This window comes from Maribacter sp. ACAM166 (genome assembly GCF_005771495.1).
In the GTDB taxonomy this organism is placed as follows: domain Bacteria; phylum Bacteroidota; class Bacteroidia; order Flavobacteriales; family Flavobacteriaceae; genus Maribacter.
Genome location: NZ_VAUW01000013.1, coordinates 71,405 through 92,892, shown reverse-complemented (window position 1 = coordinate 92,892; position 21,488 = coordinate 71,405). Strand labels below are relative to the sequence as shown.

20 protein-coding genes and 1 tRNA gene are annotated in these 21,488 nt (G+C 36.6%); 11 read left to right on the top strand and 10 right to left on the bottom strand.

The features are described 5' to 3' along the window. From pth to ES765_RS11075, 3 genes are all read right to left on the bottom strand, one after another. The gene (gene pth / locus ES765_RS11085; RefSeq protein WP_138114281.1) at positions 1-630 is read right to left on the bottom strand and encodes an aminoacyl-tRNA hydrolase; all 630 of its coding nucleotides are present in this window, start codon (positions 628-630) and stop codon (positions 1-3) included. An 86-nt stretch (positions 631-716) separates the two neighbouring features. Beyond that, positions 717-1,343, bottom strand: coding sequence for a 50S ribosomal protein L25/general stress protein Ctc (locus ES765_RS11080; protein ID WP_138114278.1), 627 nt, complete (start codon positions 1,341-1,343; stop codon positions 717-719). 48 nt (positions 1,344-1,391) lie between these two features. After that, a complete protein-coding gene (locus tag ES765_RS11075; RefSeq protein WP_138114275.1) occupies positions 1,392-2,333 on the bottom strand; it encodes a ribose-phosphate pyrophosphokinase in 942 nt (313 codons plus the stop codon). A 191-nt stretch (positions 2,334-2,524) separates the two neighbouring features. On the opposite strand from ES765_RS11075, the gene ES765_RS11070 reads away from it, so the two are divergent. Together ES765_RS11070 and ES765_RS11065 are read left to right on the top strand one after the other, a co-directional pair. Further along, positions 2,525-2,604, top strand: a tRNA-Leu gene (locus ES765_RS11070). Positions 2,605-2,843: 239 nt separating this feature from the next. Further along, entirely contained in the window at positions 2,844-4,085 is a 1,242-nt protein-coding gene (locus ES765_RS11065; RefSeq protein ID WP_138114272.1) for a site-specific integrase, read from the top strand. Between the two features lie 18 nt (positions 4,086-4,103). On the opposite strand, the gene ES765_RS11060 is transcribed toward ES765_RS11065, so the two are convergent. The 3 genes from ES765_RS11060 to ES765_RS22295 form a co-directional block, all read right to left on the bottom strand. Then, a complete protein-coding gene (locus tag ES765_RS11060) occupies positions 4,104-4,409 on the bottom strand; it encodes a type II toxin-antitoxin system RelE/ParE family toxin (RefSeq protein WP_138114269.1) in 306 nt (101 codons plus the stop codon). Continuing rightward, positions 4,406-4,717, bottom strand: a complete 312-nt coding sequence (locus ES765_RS11055) for a helix-turn-helix domain-containing protein (RefSeq protein WP_138114266.1) — start codon at positions 4,715-4,717, stop codon at positions 4,406-4,408. Before ES765_RS11055 ends, ES765_RS11060 begins: the two co-directional genes overlap by 4 nt. Positions 4,718-5,216: 499 nt before the next feature. Then, complete coding sequence (locus ES765_RS22295; RefSeq protein ID WP_262710683.1) at positions 5,217-5,435, bottom strand: immunity 53 family protein; 219 nt, start codon at positions 5,433-5,435, stop codon at positions 5,217-5,219. Positions 5,436-5,693: 258 nt separating this feature from the next. On the opposite strand from ES765_RS22295, the gene ES765_RS11040 reads away from it, so the two are divergent. Further along, positions 5,694-7,229 carry a sulfatase family protein gene (locus ES765_RS11040; protein WP_138114263.1) on the top strand — a complete coding sequence of 512 codons (1,536 nt, stop codon included), beginning with the start codon at positions 5,694-5,696 and terminating at the stop codon, positions 7,227-7,229. A 97-nt stretch (positions 7,230-7,326) separates the two neighbouring features. On the opposite strand, the gene ES765_RS11035 is transcribed toward ES765_RS11040, so the two are convergent. The 4 genes from ES765_RS11035 to ES765_RS11020 all read right to left on the bottom strand — a co-directional run bounded on the left by ES765_RS11035 (position 7,327) and on the right by ES765_RS11020 (position 14,631). Continuing rightward, the gene (locus ES765_RS11035; protein WP_138114260.1) at positions 7,327-8,199 is read right to left on the bottom strand and encodes a PIG-L deacetylase family protein; all 873 of its coding nucleotides are present in this window, start codon (positions 8,197-8,199) and stop codon (positions 7,327-7,329) included. 222 nt (positions 8,200-8,421) lie between these two features. After that, positions 8,422-9,534 carry an acyltransferase family protein gene (locus ES765_RS11030; RefSeq protein ID WP_138114257.1) on the bottom strand — a complete coding sequence of 371 codons (1,113 nt, stop codon included), beginning with the start codon at positions 9,532-9,534 and terminating at the stop codon, positions 8,422-8,424. Between the two features lie 314 nt (positions 9,535-9,848). Continuing rightward, positions 9,849-11,522: a RagB/SusD family nutrient uptake outer membrane protein gene (locus tag ES765_RS11025; protein WP_138114254.1), complete on the bottom strand. Its 1,674-nt coding sequence runs from the start codon at positions 11,520-11,522 to the stop codon at positions 9,849-9,851. 4 nt (positions 11,523-11,526) lie between these two features. After that, complete coding sequence (locus ES765_RS11020; RefSeq protein ID WP_138114251.1) at positions 11,527-14,631, bottom strand: SusC/RagA family TonB-linked outer membrane protein; 3,105 nt, start codon at positions 14,629-14,631, stop codon at positions 11,527-11,529. A gap of 1,600 nt (positions 14,632-16,231) precedes the next feature. On the opposite strand from ES765_RS11020, the gene ES765_RS11015 reads away from it, so the two are divergent. The 8 genes from ES765_RS11015 to ES765_RS10980 all read left to right on the top strand — a co-directional run bounded on the left by ES765_RS11015 (position 16,232) and on the right by ES765_RS10980 (position 21,486). Beyond that, the gene (locus ES765_RS11015; RefSeq protein WP_138114248.1) at positions 16,232-16,660 is read left to right on the top strand and encodes a BfmA/BtgA family mobilization protein; all 429 of its coding nucleotides are present in this window, start codon (positions 16,232-16,234) and stop codon (positions 16,658-16,660) included. After that, positions 16,648-17,331 carry a hypothetical protein gene (locus tag ES765_RS11010; protein ID WP_138114245.1) on the top strand — a complete coding sequence of 228 codons (684 nt, stop codon included), beginning with the start codon at positions 16,648-16,650 and terminating at the stop codon, positions 17,329-17,331. The genes ES765_RS11015 and ES765_RS11010 overlap by 13 nt, the downstream gene beginning before the upstream one ends. A 1,185-nt stretch (positions 17,332-18,516) precedes the next feature. Next, complete coding sequence (locus ES765_RS11005; protein ID WP_138114242.1) at positions 18,517-18,963, top strand: META domain-containing protein; 447 nt, start codon at positions 18,517-18,519, stop codon at positions 18,961-18,963. Between the two features lie 67 nt (positions 18,964-19,030). After that, on the top strand, positions 19,031-19,270 hold the full coding sequence (locus ES765_RS11000; protein ID WP_138114239.1) for a hypothetical protein: 240 nt from the start codon (positions 19,031-19,033) through the stop codon (positions 19,268-19,270). Between the two features lie 352 nt (positions 19,271-19,622). Continuing rightward, positions 19,623-19,874, top strand: a complete 252-nt coding sequence (locus tag ES765_RS10995) for a hypothetical protein (protein ID WP_171017286.1) — start codon at positions 19,623-19,625, stop codon at positions 19,872-19,874. 6 nt (positions 19,875-19,880) lie between these two features. Further along, positions 19,881-20,162 (top strand): toprim domain-containing protein, encoded by a 282-nt coding sequence (locus ES765_RS10990; RefSeq protein WP_138114233.1) that lies wholly within the window; start codon positions 19,881-19,883, stop codon positions 20,160-20,162. 161 nt (positions 20,163-20,323) lie between these two features. Continuing rightward, on the top strand, positions 20,324-20,620 hold the full coding sequence (mbpA, locus tag ES765_RS10985; RefSeq protein ID WP_138114230.1) for a mobilization protein MbpA: 297 nt from the start codon (positions 20,324-20,326) through the stop codon (positions 20,618-20,620). Beyond that, entirely contained in the window at positions 20,617-21,486 is an 870-nt protein-coding gene (locus tag ES765_RS10980) for a relaxase/mobilization nuclease domain-containing protein (RefSeq protein ID WP_138114227.1), read from the top strand. The genes mbpA and ES765_RS10980 overlap by 4 nt, the downstream gene beginning before the upstream one ends. Positions 21,487-21,488 lie beyond the last annotated feature (2 nt).

Sequence of the window (21,488 nt, the reverse complement as noted above, 5' to 3'; positions counted from 1 at the left end):
CTAGGTATTATTATATTGATTCATAGTTCGGGCTATACCACTTAGAACAAATGAACTAATTACCTCTGCTGATTTGGTTAAGCGCTCTGGCATAGTTTCCTTTTCATCATCGTTCCATTGCCCTAACACGTAATCGACCTGCCTTCCCTTTCCAAAATCTGCACCAACACCAAATCTATATCTATTATAGGTAATGGTTTGTAGAAATAGCTGAATATCCTTTAGTCCATTATGCCCACCATCACTTCCTTTGGTCTTTATTCGAATGGTGCCAAAGGGTAAGTTGATATCATCTGTAATTACTAGAATGTTCCCTTGTGGAATATTTTCTTTATCCATCCAATATTTCAACGCCTTACCGCTGCGGTTCATGTAGGTAGATGGTTTGAGACAGACGACTGTTCTGCCCTTAATCCTAAATGACCCAATAGCTCCCAGTTTAGCGGTTTCAAAGGTGAATTCTTTTATTTTTGCTAGTTCGTCTAACACCTTAAAGCCGATATTGTGGCGCGTTTCTGCATATTCGTCTCCAATATTGCCAAGGCCGACAATCAAATATTTTTTCATGGGGTCTTTCTCTTCAGGGATACTACGCTGTTTTATAAAAAGTGATTTAAAAAAACCGAGCATGGTAAACTTAATTAAGGGTTTAAAAATACAAAAGCATCCCGATACAAGTATCGAGATGCTTTAAAGTAAATCTTAGAATACGATGTTTATTCTTGAGAAGCTTCTTCAGCTTCTTCAGCACCTTCTTCTCCTTCTTCTCCTTCTTCATCTTCTTCATCAAGAACTGCCGTACGAGCAGTTAAAACTTGTACTACAACTGTAGTGTCTGGATGTAAGATGGTAAAATCATCGTTTAGCAATGATGCTACTGTAATATTCGCACCAATTTTCAATTTGGAAATATCAACATCAAAGAAATCTGGTAATTTGTCAGGTAATGCTTTGATAGCTAGTTTACGTTTTCTAAATAATAAGCGTCCACCGTTACGTTCTCCTGGTGAATTTCCTTGTAATCGTACAGGAATATTCATAGTAACCGTTTTGTCATCAAATAATTGATAAAAATCAATGTGTATGATGCTGTCTGTTACAGGATGAAATTGTATATCCTGCATAACTGCTTTAAGAGAAGCTCCTCCATCCAATTCAATTGCGACTGTATGTGCATTTGGAGTGTAAACCAAGTCTCTGAACGCTAGTTCGTTTGCTGAAAAATGTAATGGTTTATCCCCTCCGTATACTACGCAAGGTACCTTTCCAGCATTACGTAGGGCCTTCGTTGCCTTTTTACCCACGCTTTCTCTTTCTGATCCTTTAATTGTAATTGACTTCATTATATGTATTAAAAATTAATATTCTTTGGTATGTTTTTTCTTCCGTAACTACATTAAGAATTTGGAAGAAATAGAGGTGTTGTTATGTACTTTATCCATTACATCAGCGAATAGCTCAGCACAGCTCAGCACTCTTACTTTGTTACTTTTTATTTCTACTGGAATAGAATCGGTAATGATTAATTCCGATAGTTTAGATTTTTCAATTTTATCGTAAGCATCGCCAGATAATAAACCGTGCGTTGTAATTGCTCTTACGCTAACAGCACCACGTTCCATCATTAAATCTGCAGCTTTTGTCAATGTTCCAGCAGTATCAACCATGTCGTCAACGAGCACTACGTTTTTGCCTTGTACGTCACCGATAAGTTCCATAAGGGAAATAACATTAGCTTTAGCTCTTTGTTTGTAACAAACAACAACATCACAATCCAACGCTTTAGAGTAGGCATAGGCTCTTTTAGAACCACCCATATCTGGGGAAGCTATGGTAAGGTTGTCCAAACCAAGATTTTTCAAGTAAGGTAAAAATAGGGTAGAGGCAAAAAGATGGTCAACCGGTTTTTCAAAAAATCCTTGTATTTGATCAGCATGTAGATCCATTGTAATAATTCTAGTGGCACCAGCTGTTTCTAGCATTTTAGCAACAAGTTTTGCTGCGATAGGCACTCTAGGCTTATCTTTTCTATCTTGTCTTGCCCAGCCAAAATATGGCATAACGGCTGTTATGTGACGTGCCGATGCTCTTTTTGCAGCATCAATCATCAATAACATTTCCATTAAATTTTCTGCACCTGGATGAGAAGAACCGATAATAAAGATTCGTGTTCCTCGTATTGATTCTTCAAAAGAGGGTTGAAATTCTCCATCACTATAACGGGAAAATGATATTTTACCGAGCTTAGTACCGTAGGCCTTGGCAATTTTTTGTCCTAAAACCGTACTTTGAGTACATGCAAATATTTTCGGTTGTGGAACTTGGTATGCCATGGCTTTCTAGTTGTTTTCCAAACAGTTGTTCTAATTAACACACAGAAGTCCCTGTTTTTTAAGGAGGTGCAAATCTAAAAATTAAATTTGATTGCTAATGCATAAATGTTCATATTTTTGGTGATAGAAAGGAAATAATTTTTTAATTTCGCAGTCTTATCTTTTGAAATGCTGTCCCTGACGGCGATCAAGCTCGAGTGGCGGAACTGGTAGACGCGCTGGATTCAAAATCCAGTTCTTCGGAGTGCGGGTTCGATTCCCGCCTCGAGTACTAATTAACTATCAAATTGAATCAAAACCCTATAAATGGCAGCGTTTATAGGGTTTTTCATTTTTAATGAAGTCAATTGGCATCATCTAAACCTATCTAAAAGGTGTCTAATTAGGGCGCACTACCGATATATAATTTAGTGCGCCCGAATTGATTTTAATTATCTTATTTTCAGCATGTTATGTCGTTATGTTTTGATATTTATTTCTTACATTTAAGTGTCAAAAATTCAAAAAATCATGCAAGATTTGCTGTCCGTACTGTTTTATATTCGAAAAAAGGGGATTAGTGATCCAGCCACGGGCACTATTTATCTCAGAATAACTGTTAATGGGAAAAGAGCAGAAGTTAGTACGATGAGGAAAGTGCCTCTATCTAAATGGAATGCAAAAGCCAACAAGGTAAAAGGATACTCCACCGAAGCAAGGCAAACTAATCGTCATCTAGATGTTATTAAAAATAAGATTTATGATATTTATCAAAATCTATTACATGAAGATATGGATGTTGTATCCGCAGCAAGTATAAGAGATGAATATGTAGGGATAAATATTAATCGGAAACTAATTTTAGAGCTGTTCGAAGAACATAATCTAAGAATGGAAAGGTTGGTGGGAAAAGATTTTTCTTTTAGGACGCTTCAGCGCTATAAGACAACTAAGAAGCACCTTGGTAGATATATCAGTACTAACTTTGGTTCAAATGATTACCCGGTAAAGAAGATAGATGTCAAATATCTCAATGGATTTATTTATTTTTTAAAAGCAGAACAAAGCCTTTCACATAATTCAGCTTTGAAATATGTCGCTTATTTTAAGAAAATTGTTCGGGTTGCCTATGCGAACGGATGGTTGGAGAAAGATCCATTTTACAATTTCAAACTTCGTCCAAAAACTATCGATAAGGAATTTTTAAATAATGATGAGCTTGTTAGACTCATACAAAGTGATTTTTCTATCCCCAGATTAGAACACGTTAGAGATGTTTTTATTTTTAGTTGTTACACGGGTCTAGCTTATGTTGATGTTGCAAAACTTAAGGAAGACGATATTGTTATTGGTATGGATAGTAGACGATGGATAAAAGTGAAAAGAACCAAGACTAAATCTTTAAGTAGTATTCCAATTTTACCAATTGCAGAACAAATTATAAGTAAATATGCCAACCTGCCAAGGACAGATACTAAGCTACTTCCAGTTTATAGTAATCAAAGAACAAACGGGTACTTGAAAGAAATAGCAGACCTAACTGGGATAACTAAGAAATTGACCTTTCATATGGCTAGACATACTTTTGCAACTACAGTAACTTTATCCAATGGTGTTCCAATCGAGTCGGTTAGTAAAATGCTAGGCCATAGGTCATTGAAAACTACGCAACACTACGCCAAAATTTTGGATACTAAACTTTCAGAGGATATGAAAAATCTTAGATTAAGGTTTGAAAATGAAAATGTACTAGCAAATATAAACGGGTCTTAGAAAAAATAAAACCATCCTTTATTTAAACTTTAGCAATTCGTTTATTTTCTCTGGATTATCGAAATTCCCCCAGAAGAATTCAATCTCAATAGTATCGTCCAATATTCTATAGAACATAGTCGTGTGCTTGGTAATGAATGCCGCTCTACTTATTTTGTCATATTCGGAGACCTTGAACATTTCTGGGTTTTTAGCGATTAAGATAATCGTATGATCCACAATGTCAACAAAATTGATAGCTATCTCCATCGTCCAGATTTTTAACAGATAATCAACTATACCATTAAAGGAGGTATTGGCCTTTCTAGTCCATATTATTTTCATGCACGCAGTTTTTTACGAACATCGCCCATAACATCTTTATGGCTCTTAGTTCTTCCAAACCTACTATCCTCTCGACTTTCTCTTAGTGCTTCCTTAATTTCAAAGACCTTAGCTTCTTCTGGAAAAAGGATCGTGCTCAATACGACCATTTCATCAATGGTAAAATTCTTCTTCTTGACTTTATTGTAAAAAGTAGCTCTCGAGACCCCAAGCTGCTCTATGAGATATTCTTTTTTGAACTTACTGGCTTCTATATAAGTGTCTATATTATCAAGTAGATTTTGGTAATTGTAAACAATGTCTAGCATAACTTGATTTTTTATAATAAAATATTAGACTAAAATACTAAAAATACTGGAATTTTACAAAAAATGTAATCAGTTAAGCTTACCTTCCTCTAAAGGCAGCATGGGCCTTTTCTCATGTAAGCCGCGAATACAGTTGCAATAAGAATTAGTATTAGATCTACAGAGGGTTTCCCTCTATAGATGTCAACCAATACAATAGAAATCATATAGAGGACTAACATTGATGTTACAATCAGCATTGTTCTATTATATAGGAATAGAGCGGTTCCAACCAATATAAAAACACTAGCTGTAATCATCACAGCACTACTTTCAACAATCTTACCAGTTTAACTTGGGTCAAGCAATTTATTCAATGCGTTTGGAATATAGAAAAGATCAATACCAACGAAGGTGTCCATGTCAATATTTTGATTAAGAATTTTTCCCTTTTCATCTGTGGTTCGTTCATCGTTTATTTGAATTTTGGTTTTAGGTCAGTTCTTTGTTCGCAATTGTATTAATTTTCGATTTTCTCAATCATCTCTTTGAATAAGCCTAATATAAATTTCAATTTTCCAGTGTCTCCTGCAGCATTAAATTTTTGGTTCTCAATTTTCACGCGATACCAATCTTGTTTTCCATTTTCGTTAAGTATCCAATTTATATTGATATTAGCTATTGAAGTATTCGAAATGTCGATTTTTATTTCCCACCCTGGATTGTCTAAAGTGCTTATTTAGATGCAATCACCATGTTCCCAATCCCCGTCACAATTATCCTTAAACCAATTCTGTATCCAGTCTAAAATTTCCATCTGCATTACGTTATTAAAATTGAATCGTAAAAATATAGAATGAAAAAACCTCATTGTTATCATCAATATAAAATATAATTACAAAATATAAGTCAAGTATATTTTTTTAAGTTAATTTCAAAGAAAGAAAATATGTTGCTTATAAAGGTTTTAAAATTAACACGTTACGATTACACCTCAATGAAGAAAGAAAAAATATTTGGAATGATTACTTTAATGGTACTCATAGGAGTATTGGGTGAATCATGTAAGGACAAAGAGCTAATAAAGAATCCCAATATTATCTATATTTTGGCAGATGATTTGGGTTATGGAGATGTGTCAATTTACAATTCGGCCTCTAAAATAAAAACACCTCATATCGACCAGCTCGCTTCCGAAGGAATGCAATTTACTGATGCGCATTCTCCCTCTTCAGTTTGTACACCCACTCGATATGGTATCCTTACTGGAAGATATTGCTGGAGGAGCAGATTGCCGCAAGGTGTGCTGAGGGGATATGGGAAGGCGTTATTAGAAAGGGAGCGAACAACAGTTGCTTCACTTTTGCAAGCGAATGGCTATACCACAGGAGTTGTTGGCAAGTGGCATCTTGGATTGGACTGGGTACTAAAGGATGAATTCAAAGATTCAATAAACCATAAGACTACATCGGTCAATGAATATGGTATGGTCACTCAAATGAATGGGGACTGGGTGGATTTCACTAAAAAGCCTACTGACGGGCCTCTAAATCATGGATTCGATTATAGTTATATTTTGCCAGCCTCCTTGGATATGGAACCCTATTGCTACTTAGAAAATGATGTTTTAACGGCGTTGCCAAATGAACATACACCGGGCAATGACCTTGCTACAGGGTCGTATGCTACAGGTGCATTTTGGCGCCCAGGACGTATTGCAAAAGGCTTTGATTTCTATGAGGTTTTACCAAAGTTTATTGATAAGGCCAAAAAATTTGTCCAATCCCATTCGAAGAATGAAAAGCCCTTTTTTCTATATTTACCTTTGGCAGCGCCGCACTCCCCATGGGTGCCGAAAGAAAATTACGATGGAAGTTCTGGAGCCGGTCAATACGGTGATTTTGTGCAAATGGTAGATGCCCAAGTAGGGGATTTTCTTAAGAGTTTGGATGCAAGTGGTATTTCAGAAAATACCATTGTGATATTTGCTAGTGATAATGGCCCCTTCTGGAAGCCTGATTTTATAGAGCGGTTTGATCATAAGGCTGCTGATAAGTACAAAGGTATGAAAGCGGATATCCATGAGGGAGGACACCGGATTCCGTTTATAGTTAAATGGCCGGGAAAGGTGAAAACAGGAAGTAAGAGTAATTTCAGAACAACACTTACCAATTTAATGGCGACCTGTGCTGATGTGATGGGGGTTACATTGAATGATGACACGGCAGAAGATAGCCAGAGCATTCTCACTGTACTTTTAGAAAATGAAGATTTGGTAACGGAAGCTATGCCTATAGTACATCACTCTTCAAAAGGTTTTTTTGCATTAAGAAAAGGAGATTGGAAACTCATCGAAAAAAGAGGTTCGGGCGGTTTTTCTAGTCCCGTGGAAGTGGAACCACAAGAAGGAGAGCCGGAAGGGCAGCTCTATAATTTGGAAGACGACCCATCGGAAACCACTAATTTATATAATGAAAAACCAGAACTGGTAAAAGAGCTATTGGCAGAATTGAATAGCATTCGAAATAAATAAATCTGTATCCACAGGGTTCAAAATACATTTCGAAATAGCAGACTTAGGTGAAATCGATTTTTTATTTAAACTTTAGAAGTCGCTCAGTTCTAATTAATTATTTTCTAAGCATCGGAAAAAGCTTTTTTAATTCTTCATCAGATGGCTGTTTTCCGTATTCGCATATTTCAAACCCTTCAGCATGTTTGACACCAATTGCTTTGTCTCCATACCATTTTTTTAAAGTTTTTAAAGTGGTTTCATTTGGGGTAAATGCGCGCCATTTGGCCAAAAAATCTAGTCTGCTTTTCTCATCTTTCGGCACCTTATCCAGATTACCCGAAGTCCATGGAAGCCAATCAAAAAACTGCGATTCATGAGCTGCCATGGCGTAAATTTTCTTGTCAAAAACCGGATCGATGATTACGGCAATGTCTGGTTCAAAAGGGTTCGGTTTTTGGAATCTGTCTTCCGAGTAAAGAAAAACAGGATTCTTTTTTAGAGGTGGTACCTCGGGAGCAACATTCGGAACAATCACCATATAGGCGGCATCTTGAACCAGAATACCAGTATATCTATGATCAGGGTGATAATCATTGGGTCTGGGGGCAATTACGATGTCAGCGTTCCATTTTCGAATTTCTCGTATCACTTTTAATCGATTGGCCAAGGTGGGCATAAGTTCGCCATCATGATTGTCTAAAACCTCATATTCGACACCAAACCTTTTTCCTGCCTCCATAGCTTCGGCAATTCTAATCTTGGCAAGTTCGCCGCCTCCCATGGCGTAATGGCCAGCATCTCCATTGGTAAGCGAAACAAACTTCACTCTGTGTCCTAGCTGCGCAAAAAGTATCGCAGTACCTCCTGTATCTTGGTCGCAATCATCAGGATGCGCTCCAAAGACAATTACATTTATCTTTTGATCTTGCGAAAATGCAGTATTTGCCATAAATAAAAAGCTGATAATACTAATTATTATTTTTTTCATGATATTTAGTTTTTTGCTTTTCAGATTTCAGGAATTGACTACCTAAAATTCTGTCTCGAATTAGACCAAAAGCTCATTGATTTTTGTTAACAATTAATATGATTTAGAATATAAAGATGACGCATTCTATGGAAACAAAATGTATCATTTTTTTTTTTTGAACTTCCCCCAAAATAATGAATTCACTATCATCTTATAAAAATAATAACAGTCTCTAAATTTTCAAACGCGTAAAAAGATTTTCTTTTTATAAAGAACGTACAAAAAGGCCCATTGAACAGCTAGGCCGCAAAAACCCAAAACAACCACGTTGTAAGGTTCTCCAACAATTTGACCTAACCATTTGAATACCGACAATGTCGTATACGACCAATCAATAAAAGCAACGGACATATAGATCAATATGGAATTCATGCCAATTACCTTGAAGAAAAATGCCCATTTTTTGTGTCCAAGGATATCGATGACATAGTAAAAGATAGCCATTAAGATGATACTCAGACCGCCGCATTGCAAGGTGAAGGAACTCGTCCACAAGTTTTTATTAATAGGAAAAACTAAGTTCCAAAGTTGGGCCACTATAATAAGTAAAATACCAATTACCATTAATCGGATAGCGGTAGCTTTGTTTTTTTCAACTGGGGTGTTCTTTAATATATTTCCAACATAAATACCGAGCAGGGCTGTCGCGATTGCAGGAATAGTAGATACTAGACCTTCAGGGTCGTGTATACCCCGATACAATTTACCAGGCATAATCAAAGTGTCAAGGTATGAAACAAAATTTCCTTCCATAGTCAGGTCGCCCATCGGATACCCAGGTGCGGAATTGAATAGCAGTAAAAACCAGTAGCCTAATAGGAGTGAGACAAACCAAATATATTGCCCTCGTTGTTTAGTATATAGGTAGATGATGTTGGCGAACATATAGGCCAATCCAATTCGGCCTAAAACACTTCCAAAGCGAACTTCTTCTAAGTGACGAATTTCAAGACCGTTGTTGTAAATAATGCCTAAGAGCACAAGAATCAATCCTCTTTTGATAATTCGAAGTAATACTGTCTGTTTGCTCGTACCTATCTCAATTTGTTTCCCGATAGAATAAGGTGTGGCCACGCCTGCCAAAAAAAGGAATAAAGGAAAAATTAAATCATAAAAAGCAAACCCATGCCAGGCCGGGTGCTGGAATTGTTCAGCCAGACCCTCCCAAAATGGTGTCCTATTAATTTCAGCAAGCTTATGAAAGATTTCTTCAGTACCTATAATCCAGAACATGTCAAAGCCTCGAAGTGCATCAAGTGAATAAAGTCTTTGGTTTCTATTAGTTGGTTGCATCTTACAAATGGGTCATGGTTGTTCTAAGGATTCTAGTTTCTCAATTATTAAGGTATTTCGAAAAGTTTACCTTCAAGTACGAGTTTAATATTTACATCTTTCATTGTTGAGTGAAAACATCTTAGATTATTAATCCTTCCTTTAAACCTTTGATAATTTAAAGAAAGTGCATAATTCGAAATACTAGCTTATAACAAAGAAAAAAGCTCCTAGGATTAAGTAGGAGCTTTTTAAAAAACTAACTCAAACTAACAAAACTATTATAAACTCTTAACAGCCTGTATTTGTGATTCCTGAATTTTACAGAATTAAAATTAATATCCTGGATTTTGTGTTAAATTACCCTCACTTAAATCAATGGCAGCTGTGGGAATTGGAAAAACAACATGGGCCTCATCAAAAGGTGCAACTTTTGAACCAAAATTAGGTATTGTTCTACCTTCGTTTTCGTAGTATGCATCCAAAACTTCTTTGCTAACGCCCCATCTGGCCAAATCAAAAAAGCGATGCCCTTCCATACCTAACTCAATACGGCGTTCAAAACGTACCGCCTTGCGAGCAAACGCTTGATCAGCAAATGCAGTAGTGTAAGGTTCTACCACATAATTTGCCGCATCTACACCATCAGCTTGAAGTTTTTCACCATTTTTTGCACGCATTCTAACCAGATTTACATAGTCAAAAGCATTTTCCAACGAGCCAGCTTCAATTTCTGCTTCGGCAGCCATCAACAGTAAATCTGCATACCGCATCATATTATAATTAACCCCGTTATTACGATTATTAACAGGTGATACATTTCCATCTCCTGCCTGATGGATATTTTTCTTGGAGATATAAGGGCCAGAGATATCCGAATCTTGCGCACGAATCCAATCCTGGCCTGTATGTATTCCAAAACCATTGAAGTCGTATCCTCTTCGTGAAACAGTATAGTCTAAACGAGGATCTAAAGGTCCGGTATGCGGTGTAAAAGCATCTGAAGATGCTAATAGATGATCGTTCGTTACATCATTGCCAGGTTGGTTATAGGTATCCAATAAGGGCAACCCAGCAGCATCTGTTTGATACGCATTTACCAAATCTTGAGAAGGTTGGTAAAAACCACAACAGGTAAATGGGCCGCCACCTCTAGGGAAATTTAAAGTTGATGGATTAGCATTAAAAGACGCGCCGCCATCGGCCAAAAATTGAATGGCAAAAATAGATTCTGGGCCGTTCTCACCTTCCAACCTAAAGTTATCAAGATAATTAGCGTTTAAGCTGTAAGCACCCGAATTGATTACCGAATTAAAAGATGCCAAAGCTCCAGTATAATTACTTTGATATAACTGTGCCTTGCCTAAAAATGCCATAGCCACCTCTGTACTTGGTCTACCAGCATCTGGTTGGTTCACTCTAGTAGGTAAATTTGCTATAGCAAATTGAAGATCGCTTTCAATCACTGCCCATGCAGGACCAGAATTTGGTTGGTTAAACTCTAGTGCTGCAAAATTTTCTTCCGATACCACAGAAACATTACCCCACATTTTTGTCAATTCAATATAGTAAATGGCACGTATAAACCGTGCTTGCGCTTCTACCTGAATCAAACCTCCTGCCAGGGCGGCATTGATCGCAGCGTTAGACCTATTAACACCCGCATAGAGTGTAGCCCATTTTCGAGGAAGTTGTTCATTACTAGGATCCCACTCGCCTAGTTCAAGTCGTAACAAACTAGATAGATCATTGTCAGTACTCCCTTTGTGGGCATCACCACCTAAAACATCATGAAACCAGTTATCGCCACTTCTCATACGGCTATCGCCCACTGAAAGATTAGAACGGCCTGTAAGCATAGAATAGGCAGAGGCAAGGAATAAATTAGCCCCCTCTTCCGTCTGAAGAAATTCTTCTTCAAATGCACCAATTTGTGGTAAATCAGTAAAATCGTCACTGCAAGCTAAAATTCCTATTAGCATTGCAAAATAAATTATTTTTCTTTTCATATTATTAAAATTTTAAATTAGCACCAAGAGTTATGACCCGCTGAAGTGGATTAATTTGTCTATCCAATCCTAAGGTTAAGTTGTCAATTGGAATAACTTCTGGATCAAATCCTGTATAATTGGTTATTGTAAACAAATTTGTACCTGTTACGTAAAGCCGTACAGAAGAAATTCCAGCAGATTCTAGGATTGACTTAGGCAAGGTATAACCAATAGTTAAATTTTTAAGCCTAAGGTATGAACCGTCTTCGACATAAGAGGAGTTGGGTTCGTCTTCATTGTTTTGTGAAGTTGCTGATAAGGCAACAAATGAACCGTTCGGATTACTTGCCGAACGTGCATCCAATGTTCTGGTACTTCTATTTCCATTAAAAAAGAACCCGTAATCGGTAAATATTTTATTGTAATTCCATAAATCATTACCTTGTGATCCTTGAAAGAAGAACGAAATATCCAAATTCTTATAGCTTGCATTGAAATTGGCACCATAGGTAAAATTAGCATGGGGTGATCCAATTTTGGTACGATCAGCGGTGTCTGTTACGCCATCTCCGTTCACATCTTCGTATATGAACCTACCTTCAGCAGTAAGACCTATAACGTTTCTTCCAAAGAAATAAGAAAGTTCATCTCCCTCCTCTGTCCTGGTTACCTGTCCTTTTCTAATTCCACTTGAATTTCCTTGCAGCGGTGCTTTGAATTCGGTTACCTCGTTATCAACCGTAGAAAGATTTGCGCTAATACCATAGTTAAAATCTTCACCGATATTATCGTTCCAATTCAATTGTATATCTACTCCCTTATTTCGCACGGTTCCGAAATTCACAAAGGGTGCACCTGCATCAATTGCAGTTAAACTTACCGCATTAAGGTCTCTCACAATTAAATCTTTAGTCTCGATATTAAAATATTCAACAAAACCAGACAGTTTACTGTCAAGGATAGAAAAGTCTACACCTAGATTTAAAGAGGTTGAAGTCTCCCATTTTAAATCTGGATTACCTACTTGAGTTAATAAAACCCCATCTCGAATTTGTCCTCCGTCAAAAGCATAATCTGCAAATTGCTGAGATTGAAAAAAGCCGTTCTGCGCTGGGTTTCTAATTGGTAATGTTTGGTTACCTAATTCACCATAAGATGCTCTTAATTTAAGCCTATTGAGAAAGCCATCGGCGTTAAAGAAATCTTCTTTGGTTAGTTCCCAACCTGCACTTACCGATGGAAACGTTTGACTTTGATTATCACCTATAAAACGAGATGATTTATCGTTACGCACGGTAGCGGTAAGAAAGTATTTACCATCATAATCATAATTGGCCGTTCCAAAAATAGAGAACAAGGTAGTCGAGCCATCTACAGCTTCATCTACATTCGCAGTTGCAATACCGTTACTTAGCAAAACAAAGTTCACGTCTTCATTTAAGAAAGTACTTCTTGAAATTCTTTTTCCTTTTCCTCTTTCCTGAATTGCCTCAACACCACCAAGAGCATTTATCGAATGTTTTCCAAAAGTGTTTCTATAATTTATTGTATTAGTCCAAGACCAGTTATACGTTGTTGCATCTCCTTCTGTTAGCGTCGCGTTGTCACGAGATTCTTTGGCTTCAGGATTAACTGCTACAAATTGTCTTGTATTTAAAATATTTAAACCTGCTGCAGCTACAGTTTTAATACTTAATTTATCTGTTATTTTATAATCTGCATAAATATCACCAAGAAAGTTATAGTTCTTTTCATAATCATTTCTAGCCCTGAACAAATCAGCAACTGGGTTACCTGAATTTCCTAATTCTGGACCTTCAGTCCCTGCAAATTCGCCAGCATCATTTCGAACCGGTATCAAGGGTGTTATTCTCATAGCCAACTCAGTAGCAGTAGTTGTACCTCTTGAAGCCTTTGTGTAAGATACATTAATGTGTTCCCCAACGGTCAGTCTTTTATTTTTACCTACTCTGAACTCAGAATTTAATCTTGTACTCCCTCGATAAAAGTCAGTATTTCTAATAACCCCTTGTCGTTGTAAAAACGAACTGGACAAATAGTATTTTCCAGTTTCTCCACCATTAGATACAGAAAAAGAAGCATTATTTACTGCCGCGGTTTGTGTGATAGCCTCAATCCAGTCAGTACCTCCATTGGGTTTAACTGTGGTTGTAAATGGCACACCATTTATGGTAGCCCCTTGCACAGTGGCAGGAACTACTGGCCCTGAGTTACCATCTGCTCCACCGTATTGGGCGTGAAAAGGAGGTGTGGTAAGGCCATTTATTGCCTGTTGATTTTCTAGACTTTCCCATAATACAGCTGCATGTTGGTCTACGTTCAATAAATCTACCGAATTCGTGATTTCAGCAAAACCTGTGTAGAAATCAGCAGAAACTATAGGCTTATTCATATTATAACCTCCACCATTGGTGGTAATTATAACAACACCATTAGAAGCTCTTGCCCCATATATCGCTGCAGCGGCATCTTTTAAAACGGTCATTTGCTTGATATCGGCAGGGTTAATATTGTTTAACACATTACCATTATCTGTTTGAACACCATCGATAATAAACAATGGGTCAGTATTGTTACTAGAACCAAAACCACGAATATTAATTTTGGGTGCATCACCTGCCGTACCTGATTGTGTAACAGTTACTCCCGTAACTCTTCCTTGTAATAATTCCGCGGCATTCTGAACGGGTACTTTCACGGCTTCGTTTACGTCTACAGATGCAACCGCTCCAGTAATTTCACCCCTAGTTTGTGTTCCATATCCCGTTACAATAACCTCATCTAATTTAGAGGCATCTTGTTCCAAGGTTATATCAATGGTAGTTTGTCCATCAACAGCCACCTCGGCTGATTTGTAACCAATAAAACTGAATACAAGAACGGCATCGCTACCCACATCGAGTAGTGTATAATTGCCATCAAAATCTGTTTGGGTACCTGTGGTGGTTCCCTTGACCAAAACATTGGCGCCAGGTAATAGTCCCGTTTCATCCGAAACGGTTCCGGATATTGTTTGTGCTTTCGCCAGACCGAAACACAATAATGTTACAGTCAGCAAAAAAATTCTAGTTTTTTGCTTTAGCTTTTGAGTGAATATTATTTTCATTTTAGAGTTTGTTGTTTATTTGAATAAATTCTTTTTGTTGATAGAAATTTCAGGTACTTAACCCTAAATTAGTCCCATCGATTATTACAATGGGAAGCAGAAATTAGGATGTTAGTGAACCCCCGTTCTTATACAATGTGCTTTATCAGTAGATCAATTGGGATGCGAAACTTCTTAGTAAAGAGAAGGTCTTTCATGGACCATTGCATAGATACATCATTCTATTTAGGGTTTAATAATTGATTTTAAGATTGGTTAAGTTTTGCGATTGCCAAACAAACAATTATAGGATTTATAGGTGGCATCTATTTGTGTCAATGGGGAATCAACTACGAGTAAAAATAACGTTAACGTATTTACATCAAGATTACTTAAATATAGGTAATTTTTTGTAAGAAAAGTAGATTTTTACTACGTTCTCAAGAAAATTAAAGGAATTTAACAAATTACAGTTTTCTATTAAAAAGTATATGTTCAGCAAACAGAACCATGAAAACTATCAAACTAGTCGTCTTTTGGCTTAGTAAGATTTACAATATTTCTCAATGCTAATTAGGTTTAAGCATCCTTGTATTTATACTTGTTCATTAGTTTGCTTTCTATTCACTAAAAACTCACTAAGTGCATTCTTTCTTATCTCGATTCTACGCTTTAAAACCTGCTCTAATTCCACCTTTATTTGAACTTTATTATGTTCCATTAAATTTTAAGCACCTTAAGGATTTTTAAATACCGCTCAGCACATTTCCTTTCATTTCGCTGAAAAGCTCCATTACATGAAACGAGCTTCACTACAATAGGTTTTGAATACAATCCTAAATTTGGACTTTTCATTTCATTAATTCTTTCCGCTGCGCTTGAAAGAAACATTCCATTTCCAAGTAAACATCCGAAATCAAGTTCGCTAAAACAATAACCGACTATCCACTTTTCTTTACAAAGATTTAAAATTTAGCTCGAGACGGACTGCATAACCGTTCGCTCGCTCTCTATTATAAGTCCTTACGCAATCGAAATTTTAGGTGTCGTTACAGAAAAGGTAACAGCGAAGGCTCTATGGGAAGTAATTGGAAGAGATGGACACCCATTTTTAATTCTGTCGTATTTCAAAAAATATACAATTCAAAGATACCCTCCTGCCTTTTTAAAAAATGAAAAGGAAAACGCTCAGGATATAATAAGTAGTTGGATAAATGTCATTTTGGCAACTATTTGACACCAAAATAGACCATTGAATATGGCCTCGATTTTGTGGTAATTCAATACTGTAAAAAGCTGTATAAATATCATCGTTTTCTTTTGAACACGAAGGATTCATCAAAAACAGATATATGCCATGTTAAAAAAAGTGGTCGGATCGTATTTTTCGATTCGCTTTTTAGCTTAAGATGAAAAGTTCGAAATCCCGAAATGAAATGAAGGGATGGAGAAGCAAGAGGGTAACACGCTGGCGCGATGTTTCGTTTTGATTTTTTTCTCCATCAGCAATGAGAATAGGGGTTTCGGGAGTATTGTCTCTTTTGGGAATTTTGGTATTTGAGCCCGATTTTCAGAAAAAACGCTTACAACCCAATAAAAACGGTATAAAATTTCAGAAAAAATGGATAAAGAATTAAGAAAAGAGCGATTTGAGAAGCTTGGCATAAAGACTTCGGTTGCAACCAGATTTCGAAAATTCTGTAAGAAAATGTCAAAGTCACAATCCATGACTTTGATGCTCATGTTGGACTTTTTTGAGGAGAATGGAATTTCTCCTGCAGAATCTTTGGGACCGCGAATGGAGACCTTGGAAATGAGAATGTCCTTACTTATCAAGAAACGTATGAACGGAATGATTGCCATACTAAAGGATATTGAAAAATCTCAGACCAAACCTACTGCAGCAATGTTGTATTCACTTTTCGAACAATCAGTCCCAGAAAAAAAGGCATTGCTCATAGAGAAAAAGTATAGCACGGAGAAAAAGCAAGTGCAGTATCGTGAAAAAAATAGTGATAACGAAATCCTTAAGAACCGATGGAAAAAGTAAACTACATCGCCCACCTAAATGCCGTCTTCGAAAGATTCAACAATGACAAGAGAATCAAACAAGGCCATATCACATTATACCTGGCGTTCTTTCAGAAATGGAATCGTGAATTCTTCAAAAAGACGCTTACCATCAATAGGCAGTTCATTATGGAAAAAGCAAAGTTCAAGTCAAAAACGACCTATCATAATTATCTGAAAGATTTGAATGATTGGGGCTACCTAAACTACTTTCCATCTTTTCACCCAGCAAGAGGTTCAAAAGTGAAGATGTCCATATTCGGGACAGCTAGTGGTACAAGCTCTGGGACACCTGCGTATCAAAAAATGGCCAACAGCGTCCCAGAACCAGGCCAAAATCTGGTACCTTTTTATAAACTTAAAACAAAAGAAAACTTAAATAAACAAGCCAAGCCAAAAAATGAATTGGCCGTTTTAATTTTTTTTAAAGAAAATAATTGGCCTGAAATGGAGGGTAGAAAATTCTACGCCTATTACCATGCGAGAAAATGGAAATTACAAAGGGAATTAAACGTTAGAAACTGGAAATCGCAAGCTAAAAATATTGTTGAGAATGGTTATGAAATAAGACACGAAGCAGCTAGGCCAATTTCTGGCTATCTAAATAATACAAAGGGCGTAGTGGTTAAAAATTATGACGAGCCGCTATAATTGGTTATCAGACTTTCAAAAAAATTAAATTTTATTTTAAGTGTTTTATTGGAGTTTGTAATAGAAGAACATAAAATAATGTTAAAGGTTGCAGATTCGGGTGCACTCCAATTTCAATGCTTTCAAAGGCCTGTGAATACGAGGCTGAAAGGAATTAATGACACTCCCGCCTCGAGTACTTTTAAACCCTGTTAATCAATTGATTAACAGGGTTTTGTGTTTTTTGAAGTGACGGTTTAGTGACGGTTTTCTGAATATTGAACCTATTTTCACCTTTTGTTTTCTTTAGTGGAAGATAGGAAAATTAAGGCTGATTATAGTTATTTTATTTAATCCAACTATAAAATAGTGCCGATGTTCACACAATATTAAACACCTTAGTTATCGCTAAATTGGAACAATCGAAATCTAAACCAAGTTTATTGATGAAAAATGAAGGTAGCGGCTAATTAGATTCCTGAGTTGAATCTGAATATTGGTTAAAGCCTTTACAAGGTTTTTTTTGTCAGCGAGTGTTCCATAAAAGGTTTATTAACAAGAATACTTTAAAAGACCAAGAATGGAACACTCCACTACGAAATTTGGTACTTTGCTGAACCCATTTCATAAATTGACCATTTTACGGTACTATCTAATAAGACAGCTAAGAATTTAATTGTAGCTAGAATAATTTTACCCTGATTTTCCATGAAATTTATTGACATAGGATTTATGAATGATAATTTTAAGCGTCAAATAACTATCTCAATCTCAAAAAAAAACCATTTTAGGATGTTTTTAAAAATTCTATTGCGCAAAAAATTTGGTGGTGCGTGACGGTTTTATTTTAGATCACGATAAATTTTGCATCACGAGCCCAGTAACACCATACTCGGAATGTGTTAGTGATAGAAAGGTAAGTTCATACTATGGGACTTCTAGTCTTTTAGCACGATAAGGCCAAGCTAACACTGGGCTTTCAACAGCTCAGAACTTCTATACTAAAATCGTTATAGGGGTTGTAAAACAAAGGGGTAATGTCCAATGATTATCTACCACTAGAAAACAAATAAAAAGTGACAACAAAAAAGCAAAGAAAACATCTAAAACAAAAAAAGTTCTTGGAAGTTTTATAATAAAGTAGAATTATCTTTAGAATAACGTAAGTATTTAGCTATGCAATTCATTTTTTGATATATTTATTATATGAGAGGTACAATATTAAATACATCGATTTTTCTGCTGTTCCTTGTGGGACTATCCTGCTCTAACGATGATACTGCCAAACAGGTTGAAAACCTATTAGGGACATGGAAACTAATCGGCTATGCCGAGGGCGATGCTGATGTAATTGTTGATTTTCTTAATGGTGATGAAACCGTAATGATAAACTTTGAAGAAAACAACTTTAGTGGAGAAACAGGCAGGAACCAATTTTTTGGTTCGTATTCCGTTGAATCGAATAAATTGACATTGAATATGCTTAATACTACGGAAATTGCCGAATCTGATTGGGGCAGAAAGTTTATGGAATCCCTTGTGCAATCCTATGATGAAGTTGATCAAGATTATAAATTGACCTATGTTATAAAAACGGACACGCTGATAATTCAATATGAGCTAGGTGAGTATATGCATTTGAAAAAAGATTAAGGCATAGCACTGTATTTTAGTTAAGCGTGTAGAACTTTTAAAATCGTTTAACCTAAATACTTTTGTTATGAATAGACTACTACCACTACTTATTTTATCCGTTAGCTTTTCATTTTATGGCCAAATCCAAACGAACGACCTTCCTTATTACATTGAATATGAGTTGGACGATTATTCTTTGGAAAACGTCACCCGTTCGGTAAGACCTTTAAAAAGCATTGCGGCGAACCTGTTGGAGGATAAAATAGACCAACAAAATGGGGTTGCCCCTCGTTTTGGTCTTAAACGTGAAATAATTATTATGTAATCGACCACTCCCAAAACAATATATTCCACCCTTTTTAAACTCACATTTTTGTATTTGCAATTTTAAATTGTTAATAACTCAAAATTCTTCCACATTCGACTAAAATCAAATGATGTCATTTGAATCCATTTGAGACCAAATTTACTTTTCTATATTTTATTTGGTTTCATATGAACTGATTTGATATAAAACATTGTATATCAAGTTTTTGTGAATAACTAAAAGCAATATATCAAGCTCCGACCCTTCCTTTATTTTACCTTTATCCAAGGAATTCTTCAAAAGAAAACAAAAGCGCTTTTGTTCATTTAACAACCCTAAAAAAGGAAAACAATGGACACTATTTTAATCCTTGAACGGCTTGGTCGTCAAAAGTGTAAATCCCATTTGGCACTATGGTCTAAAAGGATACCTGAACGAGCGGAACGTAAAACTGGAAACCGCTAAAAAATACTGTAAGGAAGTACATTATTCGTGCAAGGGAAACCACTATTTCGGCATCGGACTACAGAACGATTCCGGTGGATGGGAACTTCGCAATAAATATTTCAAGAGTGCATCCTCCCCAAAGGATATTACATTTCTGTTCAATGGATGTAAGTAATTGGTAGTGACGGAAGGAATGTTCGATTTTCTATCGGTCACGAATTTTTGTCACGATAACAAATCCTTTCTCATTTTAAATTCCCTGTCCTTTATTAAAAGTGCCATGCGGTATATAGAATTTTTTAAGGATGTAGAACTGTATCTGGACAATGATAAGGCAGGAAAAGAAGCTACGAAGTGGTTACTGCAAAATCATGAATACTGCATCGACAGATCCTATTTTTATAAAGAGTACAAAGATATAAATGAGATGTATATCGCAAGAAAAAGAGAAAAAGGAATGTAACGGTAAAATCCCATCTGAGTAAGAATTCAAGATGTGTCATTGTCATGACAAATCTTGCTTTTTCTCCCGTTGGTCGCAAAAGGATAGGAACTATTAAATGAGTTTTTGATATATGATTTAGAAAAGACTACTTCGATTGAAAAAGAATAAAAAAGCACAAAGTGAAAAAAGAATTTGTACAATTTCGATGTTCCATTTATGAGAAAAAGCTGCTCAAGATCAAGGCCAAAAAGAGCGGACTTTCTATAAGTGAATATTGTCGTCGTGCTGCCTTTGATCATCGGATCGTCGAACGGTTTTCAGATGAACAGATCGAGGTGTACAAATTACTGGTCCAATATCAGGTCAACTTTAAACGTATCGGGAATATGTACCGAAAACGAAATCCCAAACTGGCCGATGAAGTGATACAGTTGGCAACTGAAATACGGGAACATCTTTACAATTTCAAGAAATGATAGGCATGGGAAAATCCATATCGCATACGGGAGCTTCCATGGGGTACGGTTGGAACGAGGAGAAAGATGCAAAGGTGGTCTATCGCGAATATCTGGCAGGGGACGATCCCAAAGAGATCACTCGGGAATTCAAGATCATACAATCCCAGAACCACCGATGTGAAAAGAACACCTTGAGTTTCGTCCTTAGTCCTACGATAGAAGATGGACAGGAATTGAAAGAAAAGGAACTGAAGGAAATTACGGAACGGTTCATCAAAGAAATGAAACTACAGGAACGACAGGCCATTGCCTTTGTGCATCAGAATACAAGCCATCGGCATATCCACTTATACGTAAACCGCATCGACTTTGACGGTAAGGCATACAAGGACAGCTATATCGGAAAGCGGAGCCAACAGGCCGCCGAGAAAGTAGCAAAGCAAATGGGGTTGACCACGGTACGGGAAGTGCAACAGGGGAAATTGAACGAAGTGAAAATTGTACGCCAGGAAATAAAGCAAGTCCATGAAAAGGTGATTACCGAAATGAAGCCCAAAGATTTTGACCAGTATATCAAGTACATGAAACAAAAAAATGTTGAAGTCATTCCAAGCATCGGTAAATCGAATCAGCTTCGGGGTTTCCGATTTGAATACCAAGGTCAGAACCTAAAGGGAAGTGACGTACATCGTTCGATGTCGATGGGGCGAATAGCGGAGCGAATCGGATTTGATAAAAATGCTGCTCAAAAAATAGGTAACGGAAACACCATGCCGTTATTGGGCAAAACAGTCGGAGTTTCCCCCAACTTGGCAGCGAACATTGCACAAAAGGCGATTAAATTGGCCATCAAAAAAACAATTGGATTAGGAATGGAAATCTAAAA